This is a genomic window from Tellurirhabdus rosea, assembly GCF_026278345.1.
Classification (GTDB): Bacteria; Bacteroidota; Bacteroidia; order Cytophagales; family Spirosomataceae; genus Tellurirhabdus; species Tellurirhabdus rosea.
In genome coordinates this window covers 2700430-2719574 of the sequence record NZ_CP111085.1, presented here as the reverse complement: position 1 = coordinate 2719574, position 19145 = coordinate 2700430, and the positions used below count along the sequence as shown (strand labels likewise).

The 19145-nt window shown below is 55.6% G+C and carries 15 protein-coding genes and 1 tRNA gene; 8 read left to right on the top strand and 8 right to left on the bottom strand.

Features of this window, described 5'->3' with window-relative positions; all coding sequences use genetic code 11:
- The first annotated feature begins 15 nt into the window (after positions 1-15).
- The 4 genes from ORG26_RS11390 (at position 16) to ORG26_RS11375 (ending at position 5251) form a co-directional block, all read left to right on the top strand.
- Positions 16-795, top strand: coding sequence for a rhomboid family intramembrane serine protease (locus ORG26_RS11390; protein WP_266369377.1), 780 nt, complete (start codon positions 16-18; stop codon positions 793-795).
- 2 nt (positions 796-797) lie between these two features.
- Positions 798-1718, top strand: a complete 921-nt coding sequence (locus tag ORG26_RS11385) for a rhomboid family intramembrane serine protease (protein ID WP_266369219.1) — start codon at positions 798-800, stop codon at positions 1716-1718.
- 217 nt (positions 1719-1935) lie between these two features.
- Complete coding sequence (dxs, locus tag ORG26_RS11380; protein WP_266369217.1) at positions 1936-3873, top strand: 1-deoxy-D-xylulose-5-phosphate synthase; 1938 nt, start codon at positions 1936-1938, stop codon at positions 3871-3873.
- A gap of 112 nt (positions 3874-3985) precedes the next feature.
- Complete coding sequence (locus ORG26_RS11375; RefSeq protein WP_266369215.1) at positions 3986-5251, top strand: aspartate kinase; 1266 nt, start codon at positions 3986-3988, stop codon at positions 5249-5251.
- Between the two features lie 96 nt (positions 5252-5347).
- Here ORG26_RS11375 and ORG26_RS11370 read toward each other — a convergent pair whose 3' ends face one another.
- A complete protein-coding gene (locus ORG26_RS11370; protein WP_266369214.1) occupies positions 5348-6379 on the bottom strand; it encodes a PorP/SprF family type IX secretion system membrane protein in 1032 nt (343 codons plus the stop codon).
- A gap of 458 nt (positions 6380-6837) precedes the next feature.
- Here ORG26_RS11370 and ORG26_RS11365 point away from each other — a divergent pair, with 458 nt between their 5' ends.
- Together ORG26_RS11365 and ruvB are read left to right on the top strand one after the other, a co-directional pair.
- A complete protein-coding gene (locus tag ORG26_RS11365) occupies positions 6838-10491 on the top strand; it encodes a T9SS type B sorting domain-containing protein (protein ID WP_266369213.1) in 3654 nt (1217 codons plus the stop codon).
- 141 nt (positions 10492-10632) lie between these two features.
- A complete protein-coding gene (gene ruvB, locus ORG26_RS11360; protein ID WP_266369212.1) occupies positions 10633-11661 on the top strand; it encodes a Holliday junction branch migration DNA helicase RuvB in 1029 nt (342 codons plus the stop codon).
- A gap of 32 nt (positions 11662-11693) precedes the next feature.
- Here ruvB and ORG26_RS11355 read toward each other — a convergent pair whose 3' ends face one another.
- Positions 11694-12002, bottom strand: coding sequence for an ArsR/SmtB family transcription factor (locus ORG26_RS11355; RefSeq protein ID WP_266369211.1), 309 nt, complete (start codon positions 12000-12002; stop codon positions 11694-11696).
- A 169-nt stretch (positions 12003-12171) separates the two neighbouring features.
- On the opposite strand from ORG26_RS11355, the gene ORG26_RS11350 reads away from it, so the two are divergent.
- Positions 12172-12612 carry a (deoxy)nucleoside triphosphate pyrophosphohydrolase gene (locus ORG26_RS11350; protein ID WP_266369210.1) on the top strand — a complete coding sequence of 147 codons (441 nt, stop codon included), beginning with the start codon at positions 12172-12174 and terminating at the stop codon, positions 12610-12612.
- Here ORG26_RS11350 and ORG26_RS11345 read toward each other — a convergent pair.
- From ORG26_RS11345 to era, 3 genes are all read right to left on the bottom strand, one after another.
- Positions 12571-13473 (bottom strand): DMT family transporter, encoded by a 903-nt coding sequence (locus ORG26_RS11345; protein WP_266369209.1) that lies wholly within the window; start codon positions 13471-13473, stop codon positions 12571-12573. The two genes, ORG26_RS11350 and ORG26_RS11345, sit on opposite strands and share 42 nt — an antisense overlap.
- 75 nt (positions 13474-13548) lie before the next feature.
- Positions 13549-14859 (bottom strand): ribosome biogenesis GTPase Der, encoded by a 1311-nt coding sequence (gene der, locus ORG26_RS11340; protein ID WP_266369208.1) that lies wholly within the window; start codon positions 14857-14859, stop codon positions 13549-13551.
- 47 nt (positions 14860-14906) lie between these two features.
- On the bottom strand, positions 14907-15830 hold the full coding sequence (gene era / locus ORG26_RS11335; protein WP_266369207.1) for a GTPase Era: 924 nt from the start codon (positions 15828-15830) through the stop codon (positions 14907-14909).
- Between the two features lie 130 nt (positions 15831-15960).
- Here era and ORG26_RS11330 point away from each other — a divergent pair.
- Positions 15961-16033, top strand: a tRNA-Met gene (locus ORG26_RS11330).
- Between the two features lie 74 nt (positions 16034-16107).
- On the opposite strand, the gene ORG26_RS11325 is transcribed toward ORG26_RS11330, so the two are convergent.
- The 3 genes from ORG26_RS11325 to ORG26_RS11315 are packed head-to-tail and all read right to left on the bottom strand — an operon-like array spanning position 16108 to position 19053.
- Positions 16108-16680: a pentapeptide repeat-containing protein gene (locus ORG26_RS11325; protein WP_266369206.1), complete on the bottom strand. Its 573-nt coding sequence runs from the start codon at positions 16678-16680 to the stop codon at positions 16108-16110.
- Positions 16681-16725: 45 nt separating this feature from the next.
- Positions 16726-17136: a GNAT family N-acetyltransferase gene (locus ORG26_RS11320; protein ID WP_266369205.1), complete on the bottom strand. Its 411-nt coding sequence runs from the start codon at positions 17134-17136 to the stop codon at positions 16726-16728.
- Positions 17137-17196: 60 nt separating this feature from the next.
- Complete coding sequence (locus ORG26_RS11315) at positions 17197-19053, bottom strand: glycoside hydrolase family 97 protein (protein ID WP_266369204.1); 1857 nt, start codon at positions 19051-19053, stop codon at positions 17197-17199.
- Between the last annotated feature and the right edge of the window lie 92 nt (positions 19054-19145).

Below are 19145 nucleotides of genomic sequence, written 5' to 3'. Positions count from 1 at the left end.
CGATAGAAATTTATGATGCTTACGCCGGTCGTCAGGACGATTCTGCTGTTGAATATCGGCCTGTTTTTTGTTTCAGCTGCGGGAATCAGCCTGATCGACACCTTTGGCCTGCACTCTTTTCTGTCTCCGCTGTTCAAGCCCCATCAGTTAGTGACGCACATGTTTCTGCATGCTGGGTTTGGGCACATATTCAGTAATATGCTCGGGCTGTTTTTCTTCGGTCCAAGGCTGGAGGAGGTTTGGGGAAGCAAGCGGTTTACGATTTTTTACTTTTTTACGGGAATCGGAGCCGGGTTACTTTTTTCGCTGGTTAACTACTACGAAATGAGTCAGGTACGCGATGCGCTGGCCATTGTGCAGGAAAATCTGGCGCCCGATGTGGTCATTAATTACCTCGACCGCTTCGCGCCGGACCTGTTTGTTCGGTACGAATCGCTGCTCACTGCCTATGAGCAAAACCCCGGTAGCGGGGAGTTGGGAAGAAATGTTTTAAATCTTGTAAACAGCAGCTATCAAGAGCAAGTTAATGTACCAATGGTAGGAGCCTCGGGGGCAATTTTCGGGATACTCATGGCGTTTGGATTATTATTTCCAAATACCGAACTTTTCCTGTTGTTTCCGCCGATTCCCATCAAGGCTAAATACCTGGTTGCGTTCTATGGTGCATATGAGATTTACTCAGGCGTATACAAAGCACACGACTCCAATGTGGCCCACTTCGCCCATATCGGAGGAATGCTCTTTGCCTACCTGCTTGTCCGGTATTGGGGTACACAACGAAATAAATTTTATTAGTGATGAGCGGCCTGTTCGATGATTTCCGGAGCGAATTCAATAAGCCCAACAACACGTTGGTGCAGCTGATATTAATCAATACGATCATTTTCCTGCTGCTCCTGGTATTGCAGGTGGTCACTACGCTGTCGCAAACATCGGGAGTTTATAACCTGGTGTTGAACCAGTTTCAACTGTCGGCTTATCTGCCGGAGTTCGTTCAGAAGCCCTGGACCCTGATTACGTACTACTTCACGCATGTGGACGTGTTTCATATCCTGTTCAACATGCTGTTTCTGTACTGGTTTGGCCGGCTGGTAGACGAATACCTCGGCAGTCGGCGGCTGGTAGCGCTGTACATGCTGGGCGGTCTGATCGGCGGGCTGGCTTACATGGGCATCTACAACCTGATGCCGTACTTCCAGGCCAAGGTGGCGGGGTCCGGTATGATCGGTGCTTCGGCCGCAACCTTCGCCGTGGCCGTCGGCGCTTCCACTCTTCTGCCCAACTACACGTTCCACCTGCTTTTCTTCGGACCGGTCCGGATCAAATACATCACGTTTTTCTACATCGTTCTGTCGCTCGCCCGGTCGATCGGGCCGAATGCCGGGGGTGAGCTTTCCCACCTGGGAGGCGCCCTGCTCGGATTCGTATTCATCAAGCTGCTGCAGAACGGAACCGATATCGGCCAGCCGCTGTACTGGATCATGGATACCTGGCAGGGACTTTTCCGGAAAAAGCCGCCCGTCCGGGTGACACAACGGCAGCGCAGCGGGGCCAGCGCCCACGCCGCCACGTATACTTCGGCAGCCGCATCGACCACTGCTTCCGTTCCGGATCAGGACGAAATTGATGCAATCTTGGACAAAATCTCGCGTTCGGGATACGAAAGCCTGACCCGTGAAGAAAAGCAGAAACTTTTCCGGGCGAGCCAGCGAAACTGATATTTCCCTTTTCTCGCAAACGAAGGCAGATTTCCACGCCGGATGGACGCAGAATAGCATTTCTGCAAGAGACTGCTGCGTAAATCTGCTCTCGTCTGCGGGATTTTTTATGCCATAAACCCCTAACTTTGTGCTTTAAAACTTCCTGAAACCGACCACATAAAACATTAATGAAGAAAGTTTGTTTTAGGAAGTACCTCATCCAAATCAACCGACTATGTTGATCACCCCTGGCAAGTTACTCGCCACGATTAACTCACCGGACGACCTGCGAAAAATTAATCGTACGGACCTGCCGCAAGTTTGCAACGAACTACGACAGTTTATCATTGACAATGTATCGGTCTACGGCGGTCATTTCGGAGCCAGTCTTGGCGTGGTGGAACTGACCGTTGCCCTGCATTATATCTTCAATACGCCCGATGACCAGCTGGTTTGGGACGTAGGCCACCAGGCTTACGGACACAAAATACTGACGGGCCGTCGCGATACTTTTCACACCAACCGGTTTTACCACGGGTTGTCCGGGTTTCCCAAACGCAAGGAAAGTCCGTATGACTCGTTCGGCGTGGGCCACTCCTCCACCTCCATTTCGGCCGCCCTTGGCATGGCCGTGGCTGCGCAGCTGGATGGTCACGAGAACCGCCACCACATCGCCGTGATCGGCGACGGAGCCATGACCGCCGGTCTGGCTTTTGAAGGCATGAACCATGCCGGAGCGACGGACACCAACCTGCTCATTGTCCTCAACGACAACTGCATGTCCATCGACCCGAACGTGGGGGCGCTGCGCGAATACCTGACCGATATTACCACGTCGCATACCTACAACAAGGTGAAGGATGAGGTCTGGAACCTGCTCGGCAAAATGAGCTCCTTCGGGAAGTCGGCGCAGGAGATCGTTTCCAAGATCGAATCCGGGCTGAAAGCGTCGCTGCTGAAGCAGAGCAACCTCTTCGAGTCGCTGCACCTGCGGTATTTTGGTCCGATCGACGGTCACGACATCGACCACCTGACCAGCGTTCTGGAAGACCTCAAACATATTCCCGGCCCGAAACTGCTCCATTGCGTGACGGTAAAAGGCAAAGGGTACGGCCCCGCCGAAAAAGACCAGACCAAATGGCACGCGCCGGGTCTGTTCGACAAAGTGACGGGCGAAATCAAAAAGAAAGTCTACGAAAAGCCGCAGCCGCCCAAATATCAGGACGTGTTTGGCCATACGCTGGTGGAACTGGCCGAGCAGAACCCGAAGATTGTCGGGGTGACGCCCGCCATGCCGTCCGGCTCGTCCATGAACATCATGATGAAAGCCATGCCGGACCGGGCTTTCGACGTAGGCATCGCCGAACAGCATGCCGTGACGTTTTCGGCGGGTATGGCAACGCAGAAGCAGGTCGTTTTCTGCAACATCTACTCAACGTTCATGCAGCGGGCTTACGACCAGGTGATTCACGACGTCTGCATTCAGGAACTGCCGGTGGTGTTCTGCCTGGACCGGGCCGGTTTTGCCGGCGCCGATGGCCCGACGCACCACGGAGCCTACGACATCGCCTTCATGCGCTGCATTCCGAACATGATTGTGGCCTCGCCCATGAACGAGCAGGAACTGCGCAACATGATGTTTACGGCCCAGTCGGAGGAGGTGCAGGCGGGTAAGCAGGCCTTTACCATTCGGTATCCCCGCGGTGAGGGGGTCATGCCGAACTGGCGCACACCGCTCGAAAAAATTGAAATTGGCAAAGGCCGCAAGGTGCGGGATGGCCGGGAGGTCGCCATTCTGACCATCGGGCCAATCGGCAACTACGCCGTTAAAGCCTGCGAACTGCTCGAAAAGGAGGGGCTTGGCCCGGCGCATTACGACATGCGGTTTGTCAAGCCGCTGGACGAAGCCATGCTGCACGAAATCTTCAGCCGGTACTCCAGCGTGGTGACGGTGGAAGATGGCTGTCTGGTGGGCGGTTTCGGCAGTGCCGTGGTGGAGTTTATGGCCGATCAGGGGTACAGCGCCCGCATGAAGCGCCTGGGTATTCCCGACGCCATCGTGGAACATGGCGAACAGATCGAACTGCACCGCGAGTGCGGTTTTGACCCCGAAGGCATCGCCCGGGCGGTCCGCGAACTGGCGTATGCCGGCGGCTCGGCCGTTATGGCATAAAATCGATTGATTGGAACGCGGTTAACGCGGATTAACCGGATTTTCGCAGATTCTTTTCGCGAATGTCCGCTTGATCCGCGTCATCCGCGTTTTTATTTTTCTCATAACAGGAATGCAGGTATTCAAATTCGGCGGTGCTTCGGTAAAAGATGCCGCCAGTGTTCGTAACGTATCGACTATCATTCGCCGGGAGCCAGCCAGAAAACTTGTCGTGGTGGTATCGGCTATGGGCAAAACAACCAATGCGCTGGAAGAACTTACCTGGGCGTACCTCCGCCGGGACGAAGAAGCGCAGCAGCGGTTCTGGCAGCAGGTCAGGAATTACCACGAAAGCATCATGCAGGAGCTGGCCGCGGGCGAGCAGGGACTGGATTTCGGCTCGGTTTACGACTCGTTTGCGGCGGTCGAGGCCATTCTGGAAGACGAACCGGACGCAAACCCCGACCTGGTGTATGACCAGCTGGTGTCGTTTGGCGAGGTAATTTCGACCCAGATTGTCAATGCCTACCTGAATGCCACCGGACTGGACTCGATCTGGGTAGACGCCCGGCGGCTGATCCGGACGGACAATTCGTTCCGGGAAGGCAATGTGCGGTGGGACCGGACCTGCACTTTCATCGAGCAGACGCTGCTCGATCTGCTGCACGGCAGTGTCGTCATCACGCAGGGCTTTGTCGGCGGCACCACCCACGGCGAAACGACCACGCTGGGCCGGGAAGGCTCTGATTACTCGGCCGCCATCTTCGCCCACTGCCTCAATGCTAAAGGCGTGACCATCTGGAAGGACGTTCCGGGCGTACTGAACGCCGATCCCAAGTGGTTTGATGAAACGGTGCTGATCGAGCAGTTAAGCTACCAGGACGCCATCGAACTGGCGTATTACGGGGCAACGGTCATTCACCCCAAAACCATCAAGCCGCTTCAGAACAAAAATATTCCGCTCTGGGTCCGTTCGTTTGTCAATCCGGACGCCAGAGGAACGGTGATCGGCCCTTTCACGGACCACCTGCGCGTGCCGTCGTTCATTTTCAAAATGGACCAGATGCTGATTTCGCTGCACCCCCGCGACTTCTCGTTTATCGCCGAAGATAACCTGAGCCGGATTTTTGGCGTTTTCGCGGACATGGGCGTACGCATCAACCTGATGCAGAACACGGCTATCAGCTTCTCGGTGTCAATCGACAATAAGCCGGATAAGGTGCCTGCCCTGCTTGAGCGTCTGAAGGAAGACTTCCGGGTGACCTACAACGAAGGTCTTGAACTGATTACGATCCGCTACTACGACGAGGCGACCATCGACCGGGTGCTGACCGGGAAACGGATGCTGCTGGAGCAGAAAAGCCGGTATACGGTGCAGTTGGTGGTGAAGAATCTGTAAACGTGAAAGAGGCTGAAGCCATTTAGACTTCAGCCTCTTTCACATTTTAGTTCTATTACGGGCTAAAGCCGCAGCGGTGGCCCGTCCGTGGATACGTTAAAATTTCGGGCAGGAGAGCGCGCGTTTGTTCTTGGGTCGGCTGGCGCGGCGGGGCGGCCAGTTCTCGAAAGTATACGAAAGCGAAATCTCGTGTGACCCGCCGCTTCCCAGCCCCAGGGACGAAATGGTAGCGTCGTAGCTGTAGCCAATCGAAAAATTATCCTGCCGGTAGCCGACCAGCACCACGGCCGCGTCGTGGTTGTTGATGTCCGGCGCGTACTTCTTCAGCGGGATTCCCCGGTACCACATTCCCAGCACCATCGGCGAATAGGTCAGGTAAGCGCCCAGGTCCAGCTGGTCGTATTTTCCCTGAAAACGGTAGTTGATGGCCGGAGAAAACGATTTTTCGCGGTCCAGCTCGTCGGCCAGACCCGTAAAGCCCAGAATCGGAATGCGTAGGCCCATGTGCAGACTGCCTTTCATGGCCAGACGGGTATTGTCGCCGGCCGTGAACGATTGGCTGGGCCGGTTGATGTGGTGCGCCGCGAAGCCAACCCAGTACCAGTCGGAGAAGAGCAGACCGCCCGTCGCAAAGTCCATGTACTGAACTTTGGGAAGCCCGTTGACCACGACGGGGTCGGTGGTAGGGCTGCCGGTAAAGCCGCCGTTGTTGTATTGATCGCCGAAGGTAAGCCCAAAGTAATTGACGGTCCGGTTGACGTACGACCCCTGAACGCCCAGCCGGAGGTACGACGCTTCGCCAACCTGAAGCTGGTAGGAGTACTGAGCGGCGATCTCCGTCGAGCGCAGCCGACCCTGTCCCTGGTTGTCGTTCATCAGCATCAGGCCGACGCCGCTGTTGTATTTTTCGAAATGGTGGTCAACGCCAACCATCGACGTTACGTAATTGGTGACGGCGGGCCACTGGTTCCGGTAATTAAGGGTAACGCGCGGAGCCAGCGCCGAACCGGCAAAAGCGGGGTTCAGATAAAGTGGGGCTGCATAAAACTGCGAGAATTGAGGGTCCTGAGCCTGAGCAACTCCCAGCATCAGCCATCCCATCAAGATCAGACCGTAACGTTTTAACATATTTATAGCTATTTTCAGTATCAGTACCGATTTTATTACCGAAACAAATTCCTCGAAAGATGCGTATCGGTAAGTAATCAGAACCCAATTAAAGGTAACAGGAGGGAAGTGTTTTGCAATCGTAATCGATAAAATTTTACGGTAACGATTTCGTTCTAAATAACGTAGCGCTCACCTTTTCTGTTATGCATGCTTGAAAATAAGATAGGTGAAGCATAACCGGTTCTTCTCAACAGCGAATGACGACCAATACTAGATTTGTGAAGTGGTTTAGGTGGGCAATGTTGCTTTGCGCGGCGCTTGTATTTGGTCGCGTTCAGGCACAGGTAGGTACAGGAATACTCGTTTCCGGTCGTCTCTGTTCTCCAGACCCAACGTGCAAGACGGATTCCACCGTATTTCGTGACACCCGCCCCGCCGACAGCCGTCAGTGGACCTTCGGAGCAGGCGGCGCCCCCGTGACAACCCAGGAAGCGGTTGTAAAAAACCTGTTTACGCAGCCCGGCCAGTATCTGGTGAGCCTGGTCCGGACCGTGAACGGCGTGGCCCAGGCGCCCGTCGATACGACTATTCAGATTGACATGCCTCCCCCGGCTTTTCAGAACTGGCGGAACGATACGATGATCTGTCAGCAGCAGAGCATTGTCCTCGATCCGTATCCGCAGGGCAAACCGGCCGGAGCCAAGTTTCTTTGGTATCCCAAAGGCGACACCACCCAAACGCTTACCGTAGACAGTTCCGGCTGTTATTCCGTGCAGGTGATTATGCCCAACGGGTGTACGTACGAAGACAAGATCAACGTAAAAGTCTGCGGTGAACAGCCGCAGTCGCAGGGCGCCAAGTGGTATTTCGGGAACAATGCCGGGCTGGATTTCTCCGGCGGTGGCTCGCCCCGTCCCATCGACGATTCGAAAATCAACACGCCGGAAGGGACCTCCTCGATCTCCAACAGCAAGGGAAAACTGCAGTTCTACACCGACGGGATCGTGATTTACGACCGGGACGGCAACCGCATGCGCTTCCTGAATCCGGCGGATTCGGGCAGTCTGGGCGGTAGTCCCAACTCGTCTCAATCGGCCCTGATTGTTCCCCAGCCCGTTTGTAAAGGTTGCGAATATCTATACCACGTCTATACCACCTCGGACATTCAGGGAACCAAGACGCTGACGTACTCCGTCGTGGACATGCGCCGAAACGGGGGCAAAGGGATGGTCGTTCAGCGGAATGTTCCGCTGGCTCCGGTCAGCTCCGAACGTCTGGCTTCCGTGCGCAACGACCGTGACACGACCTACTGGGTGCTGACGCGGGATTTTGGAAACAACACTTTCCGGGTCTACCACATGACGCCCGCTGGCCTGTCGGACCCCCGAACCTATCAGTTAGGACCCGAACAAACCGATCCGGCGCAGGGCGAAGGGTATCTGAAAATCGGCCCGGCCGACACGTCGGGCAACGGGAACCGTCCGGTAGCGATGGTTGTGCCGGGGCCGCCCAACAATTACGTTGAATTATATACGTTCAACGATTCGACGGGTACGCTCACGGCCGGTCCCCGGGTCGATCTCGGGCCGGTCCCGCCCTATGCCTACGGCGTTGAATTCTCGCCGAACGGGCAGAAGATGTACATCTCTTACCGCAAAGGAGACGGGCCGGGCGCCGATACAACGGCTTCCATGATTATCAGTTACGACATAAGTCGAAATGATGCCCAGGCCATCACCGATTCGCGCTCCGTGCTCGACAGCACCCGAACCCGGGAATACGGGGCGCTGCAAATCGGTTCGGACGGGCGAATTTACGTTGCTATTAAGGACGGCAGTTCGCTGGGCGTAATCGATAATCCAAACGATGAAGTGCTGGCCGGGGCGACCTTTACGCCCAACGGCGTCAGTCTGGGCGGGAAGACCAGCCAGTTGGGACTACCCAGTTTTGTGGCAAACTTCAATGAACCGTCCAACAGTCCGGCTTTCAGTTATGCCGATACCTGCGCCGGGGAGCCAACGACCTTCTCGACTTCTCCCCGTTGCGACCCTCTGAAAGACCAGTACGTCTGGAATTACGGCGACAACACCGCTCCCGTATCAACCACGGCCAATCAGGTGCAGCATACTTACCAGCAGCCGGGCCGCTATACGGTTAGCCTCAAAATTACCACCCTGCGTTCGGACGGCAGCGTTTGTAAAGACACGCTCATCAGCCAGCAAATCCAGATCGTGCGCAAACCGGACGAGATTGATCTTGGGGCGGATTTCGACAGTTGCCGGACCAGCGTTACGCTGGATGCAGGGGTAGACGCCACAGAATATTACTGGTACCGAAATCGAAGGTTGTTGAGGGGACAAACCGGGCGCACCCTGACCGTGTTTACTCCGGGGGCGGCAGGGTCCAACGGAGTAACTCCAGGGCAGTTTATCGTTATCGCGGCTAATGGCGGCTGTTATCAGACAGATACGATCAATGTCATTCTGCGTCGCCCGCCCGCCTTCAGTCTCGGTCCGGATACCACTTTTTGTGCCAAAAGCTCGGTAGTCCTGTCCGCTCGTGGTGCTTCCTGGGAAAGCTACCAGTGGAGTAACGGACAGACCACGCGCGACATTACGGTCAACCAGGTGGGTACCTATTCCGTATTGGTGAAAAATGCACAGGGCTGCGAAAACCGGGACACCATCCGGGTCGCTTCCCGCCCGTCGCCCGTCGTAACGGGCTTGCAGAGGACTCCGCCAAGCAGTTGCACCGTAGCCGACGGCACCATTAGCCTGACCGTAACCGGAGCCCGCCGCTTCGACTGGACAACCAGCACCGGAGCGCCCGCCGGAGCACCGTCGGATACGACGAACACCATCCGGAATCTCGCCAACGGACTTTACCGCGTCCGGATTACGGGCCAGAACAGTTGTGTGACCGATACCAGCTTCCAGTTGCAGTCCGACACCACGGGTTTTGTTAACCTCGGGCCGGATCGCGGGAGATGCATCGGGGATACCGCGCTTTTGCAATCCCTCACCCGACGACAGCAGGGCGACGTGTTCCTGTGGAGTACCGGCGCCACCACGCCTACGCTGGAGGTCCGACAGCCGGGTACGTACCGACTTACCATCGTCAACCAGATTTCGGGTTGCCGCGGCTCCGACGAAGTGACGATCTCGTTTATCTCAAGGCCGGAAGTGGAAGTAGGGCCGCCGATCGACGTCTGTACCAACCAGCGCACGTTCCGCCTCACCGGGCAGACGCCCGTCGGAGGGGTCTGGAGTGGCCGCGGCGTCGACAGTACGGGCCGATTCACGCCCGCCGACAGCCTGATCGGGACCACGCCGCTGGTACTGACGTACACGGTTAATCAGGCCGGTTGTGTCAATACCGACCGGAAGGTGATCTTCCTCCAGCGGCCGCCGACCATCAGCCTCGGCCCGGACACGACGCTCTGCCCGACGCCGGATCTGCAACTGCGGGTCAATGCCGGTAATACGGCTACCTACCAGTGGTCGAATGGCTCGACGACGGCCTCCATCCGTCCGCAGGCCTCCGGACCGTATTCCGTAACGGCGCTGGTGGGAGCCTGTTCGGTGAGCGATACCGTACAGATTACGTTCAAGCCGCTGCCGCTGTATACGCTGACAACCCCCGTTCCGCTTTGTGTGGGCGACAACCAGATTGCTACCGTCCGGGTCACGCCGACGACCAACAGCCAGCGTCTGACGTATCTGTGGCGTAATGCAAACGAAACGACGCCTTCCATCACGGTGAGCCGCATTGGTGACTATGCGGTGGCTATTACCAACGACGTCGGCTGTACGGCCCAGGATACGGCGCAGGTGCTGGACCTCTGCGAACCCCGGGTGGTGGTTCCGGATGCCTTTACACCCAACGGCGACGGCAGCAACGACTTCCTGGATATCTTCCACGCATACGTGGTCGAATTTGAGCTCAAAATCTATAATCGCTGGGGCGAAGTCATCTTTGTCTCCCGCGATCCGGAGCAGAAATGGGACGGCATGTACCGGGGCGAAAAGTACCCTCCGATGGTGTATGCCTACACGGTTTCGTACAAAAGTTTTTATTATCCGGAACGCCCGCCGGTGCTGCGCCGGGGCTCAGTTTTGCTGATTCGGTAATAGTATTTTTGCGGTTTTTTTCTTAAATTTGGGTAAATAGCCCGGCAGTGGCAGAGCCGCAAAGTGACGAAGAAAAATACAATCGGACGGACGTCGCTTTGCAGCCCTGCCACTTCGCCACGCTGCTACTCAGATAAAACCATGCGCAAAGACTATTTGAAAGGTTCGGCCGAAAGCCTGACGCCGACGGAAAAAGAAATCGAACGGGCGCTTCGGCCGCTATCGTTTGAGGACTTTACGGGCCAGGCGAAGGTGCTGGAAAATCTCCGGATTTTCGTCATGGCCGCCACCCAGCGGGGCGAAGCCCTCGACCATGTTCTGCTGCACGGCCCTCCGGGTTTGGGAAAAACGACACTCTCGCACATCATCGCCAACGAACTGAACGCCAGCATCAAGATGACCTCCGGGCCAGTGCTTGATAAGCCCAGCGATCTGGCCGGCCTGCTGACCAACCTTGGCGAAAACGACGTCCTGTTTATTGACGAAATCCACCGGTTGAATCCCGTCGTGGAAGAGTACCTGTATTCGGCGATGGAGGACTATAAAATCGACATCATGCTCGATTCGGGTCCGAATGCCCGGACGGTACAGATCAAACTGAATCCGTTCACACTCATTGGCGCTACGACGCGGGCCGGTCTGCTCACGTCGCCGCTGCGGGCCCGCTTCGGGATTAACGCCCGCCTGGAATACTACGATGCGGCCCTGCTGACGTCCATCGTCAAACGGTCGGCGGCCATTTTGAATACGCCAATTGACGAAGACGGAGCCTTCGAAATCGCCCGCCGGAGCCGGGGCACCCCGCGTATTGCCAATAACCTGCTCCGCCGGACGCGTGACTTCGCCCAGGTGAAGGGAACCGGCGTGATTACGGTCGCTATTGCTGAAATGGCGCTGAAAGCCCTGGACGTCGATCAGAACGGTCTGGATGAAATGGACAACCGCATTCTGCAGACGATCATCGGGAAGTTTAAAGGCGGCCCGGTCGGTATATCGACCATTGCGACGGCCTGCGGAGACGAAGCGGAAACGATCGAGGAAGTGTACGAGCCCTTCCTCATTCAGGAAGGGTATCTGAAGCGAACCTCCCGGGGGCGGGAGGCAACCGAAAAAGCTTACCGGCACCTGGGAATCGTACCCGCTTACCGGGACGGCGAATTGTTCTCATAAAAAAAGGAAGCCGGTCCGGCTTCCTTTTTTTTCTACGTTAGTACCTTGCTGCGATAGATGCACTCGATTATCTCAGCGATGGCCCCATCGACCAAAAAGTAGTATATGTTCTTTCCACTGCGGCGGATCTCCAGAATTCCCTTGTCCCTCATGTTGATCAGGTGATGCGAAATCAGGGACTGTTCTGCGTTCAGATTCTTGTAAATGGTTGAAACATTGAGTTCTTTGTGCTCATTGAGCATTTGAATGATTTTGATGCGCAGCGGGTGCGCCACAGCCTTCAGCACGTATGCCGCTCGTTCGATTTTTTTCTCGTCTTCGAATACCGTCTCCTGACTCATATTACCGGTAGATTTAGAGGTGTGATATGGAAAGGTATAACAAAATACCTTTTAAGGAAATTGTAATAGATTGAATGTGAGTATTTATTTATTAAAAGGACACGCTTCAATCCTATATATAAATGACAACGTATTAGCCTATCTAATTCGTATACAAATAGCTTAATAGATGAATATCATCCTAGTTGTTTGCGGAATTATTTTTAACAAAGAAGGGAAACTACTGGCCACGCAGCGAAGCGAACAAATGCCGCTGCCGCTCAAATGGGAGTTCCCGGGCGGTAAAGTCATTGAAGGTGAGGAGCCAAGCGCGGCCATCGAAAGGGAATTGAACGAAGAACTGAGCGTGTCGGTCAGGGTCGTCCGGGAGCTGCCCACCTTTGATCACCAGGAGGAAACCCGGGTTATCCGGCTGCTTCCCTTTGTCTGTTTATTGTCCGACTCCGCGACCGTTGTCCTGACCGAACATGCGCAGGACCGTTGGATAGGAAACGGGGAGCTGGAGCACCTGGATTGGGCAAAAGCGGATATACCCGTCACGCAGTACCTGAAAACGCACTGGCAGAACCTACTTGCGGCCCTTCCAGCCGATCAGGAAAACGCCCAGTAAAACCAGCGCCGTTCCGACAAACTGATGTCCGGAAATGACCTCGTCAAGCAGCGAAGTCGAAAGCACAATGGTGAAGATAGGACCGATGCTGGCGATGATGGAGGCGTTGCCCGACCCGACCCGTTTGATGCCTTCCGAAATCATAAAGGTCGGAATCACCGTGACCAGAATGGCCATCAGCAGCGACAGCCCGTAAACGGGGGCCGGAAAATGGAACAGATCCAGCCCGTTGGCGAGGGCGCAGTGAAGCACCACGGGGACGGTAGCGGCTACCATCGCGTAACAGGTGTACCGCTGGGCGCCGGTTTTGGCAATCATCGTGTCGCTGCCAACCAGATAAACGGCGTAGACCAGCCCGCTCAGAATCACCCAGAAGGCACCCAGGAACAGATCGCGCTGGTTCTCGTCGTGGAGGTGCGGCAGAAAGGCAAGCAGGATACCGGAATAGGTCAGGAGCAGGGCTATTCCCTGAAGAGCAGTGACCCGGCGTTTGTAGAGCACAACTCCCAGCAGAAGCACAAAGGTCGGGTACACAAACAGCATAATCCGTTCGAGACTGGCGGTGATGTACACCAGCCCCAGGAAGTTGAGGAAGCTGGCGATGTAATACCCGGTTATTCCCAGAACGGCCAGCCACGCCCAGTCCCGGCCGCGCAGGGCCAGCGGAGGCTGTGTCCGGGCGAGCCGAAAGGCAATCACAACGTAAAACGGCAGCGCAAAGACCATCCGCAACGTCAGCAGCGAGACCGAATCGATTCCGTACCGATAAGCCAGCTTGATGAGCACACCTTTCAGCGCAAAACAAAACGCCGCCAGAAACACCAGCAGCGCGCCGATCCAGTAATGAGTGCGGGAGGGCATAGGCAACCGTCATCCGGCCGCTGCCGTTGTCCGTCTTCCTGCGGCGGACAGACGGACGACAGCAGCGGATGGACCTTATTTTTTCCTGAAAAACAACGTCAGCGGAACACCATCAAAGTCGAAGTGGGCCCGAAGTTTGTTTTCCAGATACCGTTCATACGACTCTTTGATGTACTGCGGCAGGTTGCAGAAAAACACGAACGTCGGCGACGGCGTGGGCAGCTGCAGCATGTATTTGATCTTGATGTGCTTTCCTTTGGTGGCCGGGGGCGGGTACGCTTCGATTTCCGGCTGCATGGCATCGTTCAGTTTGGAAGTCGGAACCTTCTTGTGCTTGTTCTCGTAGACTTCCATCGCTTTTTCCATGACCTGAAAAATGCGCTGCTTCTCGGTGACGGAGGCAAAAATGATCGGCAGGTAATCGATCGGAGCCAGCCGCTGGTTGATTTCCTTTTTCCAGCGATCCGCCGTTTTGGAATCCTTCTCGACCAGGTCCCACTTGTTGACCATCAGCACCACGCCTTTCTTCGCCTTGATCGCCTGACCGATGATGCTCAGGTCCTGGCCTTCCAGCCCGCGCGAGGCGTCAAGCATCATCACGCACACGTCCGATTCCTCGATGGCCTTCAGCGAACGCATGACCGAGTAAAATTCGACATTGTCGTGCACCTTTGCCTTCCGGCGGATTCCGGCGGTGTCGGTCAGGATGTAATCCTTGCCAAACGCCTTGTAGCGCGTATCGATCGAATCGCGGGTGGTGCCGGCAATGTCGGTCACGATGCTTCGCTCTTTCCCGGTCAGCACGTTGAGGAACGACGATTTTCCGGCATTGGGCCGTCCGATGATGGCGATGCGGGGAACCCCGGCGTCGGGGTCTTCGATGCCTTCCGCCGAGAAGTGTTTCACCACCTCGTCGAGGAGGTCGCCGGTGCCGCTGCCCGTCATGGACGAAATCGGATAAATTTCGCCCATACCGAGGCTGTAAAACTCCGCCATGGCTGTCTGGCGCTTAATCTGTGACTCGACTTTGTTGGCGACCAGAAAAACCGGCTTTTTCGACCGGCGGAGGACATTGGCAAAATCCTTGTCCAGATCCGTCAGGCCCGTATCCGCATCGACCATAAATAGCAGCACGGAGGCTTCTTCGATGGCGATTTCCACCTGTTCCCGAATGGATTCCTCAAAAATGTCATCCGACCCCACGACGTATCCGCCCGTATCGATGACCGTAAAATACTTGTCCGTCCATTCGGCATGGCCGTAGTGGCGGTCGCGGGTCACACCCGGCTGGTTATCCATAATGGCCTTGCGCTCTTCAACCAGGCGGTTAAACAGCGTTGATTTGCCCACGTTCGGGCGGCCGACAATTGCAACGATATTTGCCATAATACATTCGTAAGTCGTAAGCGGCGGACCGCTTGCGACTTTATTAACTAATCTTCATACCCAAACCGGCGCAGGCTTTGTTCCTTGCTGCGCCAGTCGGGCTCAACTTTAACAAAAGTTTCCAGAAATACTTTCTTGCCGAAGAACCGTTCGAGTTCTTCGCGAGCCATGATGCCCGTTTTTTTAATCATTTTGCCGCCGTCACCGATCACGATGGCCCGCTGGGTTGCGCGTTCCACCAGAATTTCGGCCGCGACGACGATCATGTCTTCCTTTTCCTTGAAAGACGTAATCACAACTTCGCAGCTGTAGGGTACTTCTTTTTTATAGTTTAGAAAAATTTTCTCGCGGATCATCTCGGCCGCAAAAAAGCGTTCGGGCTTGTCGGTCAGTTCGTCCTTGGGGAAAAAGGGCGGGTGCTGGGGCAAGCGCGAAATAATGGCTTCAAACAGCCGGTCGATGTGCTGGCCGTGCAGGGCCGAAATGGGAAGCGTTTCGGCCGCCTGCGGAAACTGCTCCTGCCAGTAGGCAATTTTCTCCGCCACCTGCTCCTCGGTTGCCTGATCGATCTTGTTGATCAGCAGGACAACCGGGATGTGCGTCGTCCGCTGCAGCCGTTGAATAACGTCGTCTTCGTCGTGTTTTTCGAAGATGTCCGTCACAAAAAGAATCACGTCGGCATCTTCGATTGAACCGCGCACGAAGCTCATCATGGATTCGTGCAGTTTGTACTGCGGCTTGATAATGCCCGGCGTATCGGAATACACCAGCTGAAATTCCTGCCCGTTGTGTACGCCGTTCAGGATGCCCATAATGCGGTGGCGCGTCGTCTGGGCTTTCGAGGTGATGATCGACAGCCGTTCGCCGACCAGTTGGTTCATCAGCGTCGATTTTCCGACGTTCGGCTTGCCGACGATGGAAATAAATCCCGCTTTGTGGTTGTCGTTATATGTTTCCGGAGAGATTTCCATTGAATTGATAACCAGTCACTACAGAAAAAAACTCCCCTCCGGACAAAACTTTTTGTGCAGAGGGGTGTTTATTTTTTACAAAGGTAGTTTGTATTTTCGAAAAAGACTACTACTTTTGCACTCACAATATCGCGGGATGGAGCAGTTGGTAGCTCGTTGGGCTCATAACCCAAAGGTCGCTGGTTCGAGTCCAGCTCCCGCTACTCGAAAAAAGCCACTGAACTTCAGTGGCTTTTTATTTTTTTATGCATTTCGGTTCAACGTCTTTCACGGACTGTTATTCCCCCGTCTTCACCACCAAATCATACTTTTCCAACAACCCCGGCAGGCTGTGGATCGAGAATTTGGCTTTCCTGAGCCGGTTGTCGTCCGGGTCCATCCGAAGATTGTAGGAAGTGGAAAAGTCGGCCTGCGACAGGTTGTTCTCTCCAAAACGGGCCAGTTCAAGGTTGCAGTTATTGAACACCACACCGACCATATCACATTTCAGGAAATGAGCCTCCCGCAGAGAACAATCGTCGAAGCGCGTTTTTTTTAGGTTCCGGTTCAGGAAAACGGTGTAGTCGAGTTTGCATTCCCGGAAGCTCACCCGAAATCCGAAAGCGTTGACCACGCCGAAATCAACGTGGCTCAGGTTGCAGCCCGTAAAGACGGCATCGTCCAGTTTGGTGTTTTTTAGCTGGATTCGGGTCAGGTTGCATTCTTCAAAATGGCAATCGGTAAAGTTGGCCCCCGACAGACTGACTCCAGTCAATTCAAGTTTCCGGAACGTGCATTGCTCAAAATCCTGCTGCGCCCATTGGCCCGGCAGGTCGGTTCCCGGGCCGAACACCTGGTTATAGTATTCCATATCTGTGGTCTTGTTTGCTGTATTTACCCGCATGCCAGTCCCCGGTCACAAACTCATCTCCATGCGCGTGTATTCCCGTCCTGCCCGGACAAACCGGTTCGGCTCCTGCGGCTCGGCCAGCCCGAATTTTTCGTAAAATTCTTTTTTGTCCCGTCGGGCATGACACCAGAGCTGCGCAACGCCGTTCTGCCGGGCCTTGTCGATCACATAAGTCAGAAGATGAGTGCCGAAGCCCCGCCCCTGGTACTCCTGAAGGGTAGCAAATTTCCGAAACTGCATTTGCCTGCCGGACTGAAAACAGGAGACGACAGACACCAGTTTTTCGTCCAGAAAAAGCCCGTAGTGTGTGCCCGCCTCGTCATCGGCAATCCGGACAAAGGCGGGCGGCTGGTCGGGCCACATCACCTTGTGCCGAATGACCCAGGTATCCGCCGGATTGATTTCGGTGATTCGCATGCCGCAAAACTACGGGTCTGCCGGGACATTCCCTGTCTGAGTGGCCAGCAGATCATCCGCTTACTTCAGTTCCTCAATCACCAGTGCCTGCCCGCCTTTGGCTTTTAGCGCCACCGGCAGCGAATCGCCCGCCTTCAGTTCGGCCACCGTTTTGGCAATACTGCCTTTTCCATCGTCGTCGTACGCGGTGACCTGATAGCGTTTTCCCCGCTGGAGAAAAGTCGTAGGCAGGCTTCCGGTCCAGTCGGTCAGGCCCGCGGCGGTGCCCACGTACCAGGTGGAGCCGTTCCGGCGGGCGACGCTGATGACCTTACCGATTTCGCCCACCAGATAATGGCTTTCGTTCCAGACGGTCGGCACCCGCGCGAAAAACTCGATTTCCTGCTCGTTTTTGTAATCGGTCGGGTTGCCATACCACAGGACGGCCTGTAGCGGACTGAAGTAAACCACCGACAGCGCCAGTTGCTGCGCTTTGCTCACCTGAAGCTTGGTTTTGAACAGGTTTTCGGAGAAAGCTTCGTTGGCGTTCGGGTAACAGAACGTATAATCCGCCGCCCCGGCCAGGAAGCGGGTAAAGGGCAGCACGGTATTGTGAAAAGCGTCCGGGTTGTTCTCGTTGCCGCGGATGCCTTCCTGCGTCAGCAGGTTGGGGTACGTCCGCGAAAGGCCGGTCGGCTTGTAGTTGTCGTGGATGTTGAGGATAAAGCCGTGGTCGTACACCTTTTTCATGGCTCCGCGCAGCCAGGTAAGGCCCTCCTGCGTCAGCCCGTCCACAAAGCCAAATTTCAGCCCGGCCACGCCCCAGCTTTTGTAAAGCGGCAGAATCTCGTCCAGCTTGGCCCGCAGCCCGACGCGGTTGACGTACAGAATGACCCCGACGCCTTTTTCCTTTCCATATTGAATAACTTTAGGCAAATCCAGCGCCGGAATGACCTGCGTCGGGTCCGAACTGCTGCGGAACTCGGCTCCGTACCAGCCCGCGTCGAACATGATGTACTGGAGATGGTGGCTGGCGGCAAAATCAATGCAGTTGAGGCCGCCCTGCGTCGTCAGCAGCGTCGAACGGAGGAGCTTGCCGGGTTTGATCCAGTCCGGAACGGGCCCGGTCGGCGGCGGACTGAGCCGGAGCGGCAGGTCGCTGAACGGGTGCAGGCCGATGGCCGAAGTGGCTACGCTGATGGTCCGCCAGGGCGACTGAAAAGCGCAGTGGGTTCTTACCGAATCTTTGTGAAAAGCGACCGCCAGCGAGGACGGAGCCGTGCCTCGGGTCAGCACCGGTTTAGTGTACGACGAATTATCGGCTTCGCCAAGCGAGATAAACAGCCGTCCGTTGGTCAGCGTGGCCGGAAAGTCGCAGGTTTTTTTGAGGTCGGAAAGAGCGGTGGGGGTGAAGACCGATTCTTCGTTGTACTGATAAACGGTATACGGATCGGTAAACGCAAAGGTGGTAAGCTCTTCCTGGATAAGGCCGTTGTCGGCTTTAGGAATAACGTACCGGAACGCCGCGCTTCCATCGAACACCCGGGCTACCAGCCGAAACGCGACCGGGCCGGACTGGCAATCCAGCGTCAGCTCCCGGTAATGATTCCGAATCCGCTCGTTTTCGCCCAGCGGCCAGGCAAACTGCTCCCGGTGCGAACGCTGCCGCTGCTTTCTGATGAGGCAGTTTTGGCCAACGGTCACTCCGTTGAGCCGCAGGCCCAGCTTCGACCCGTCGAGAACCGGCTCTCCGTTGAAAAGCAGGCGGTAGACCAGTTCCTGCCGCTCGTTTACGGACACTTCCAGCCGGGTTTTCCCGTCCGGCGAATCGGCATAGTACGTTTTCGGTTTTGGAGCGGCCTGCAAAGCCGAAGCCAGAGCGAACAGGAAGGTCAGGCTCAGAAAAAGCCGGGTAAGCAGACCAGTTTTAGCAATCATCAGGGGAATCCGGAATGAACGGGCGTAAAAGGACACTACTTTTTTCTATAAAGTCGAAAAGTGCGCCGGAATAACCTTTCATTTGCGGATAG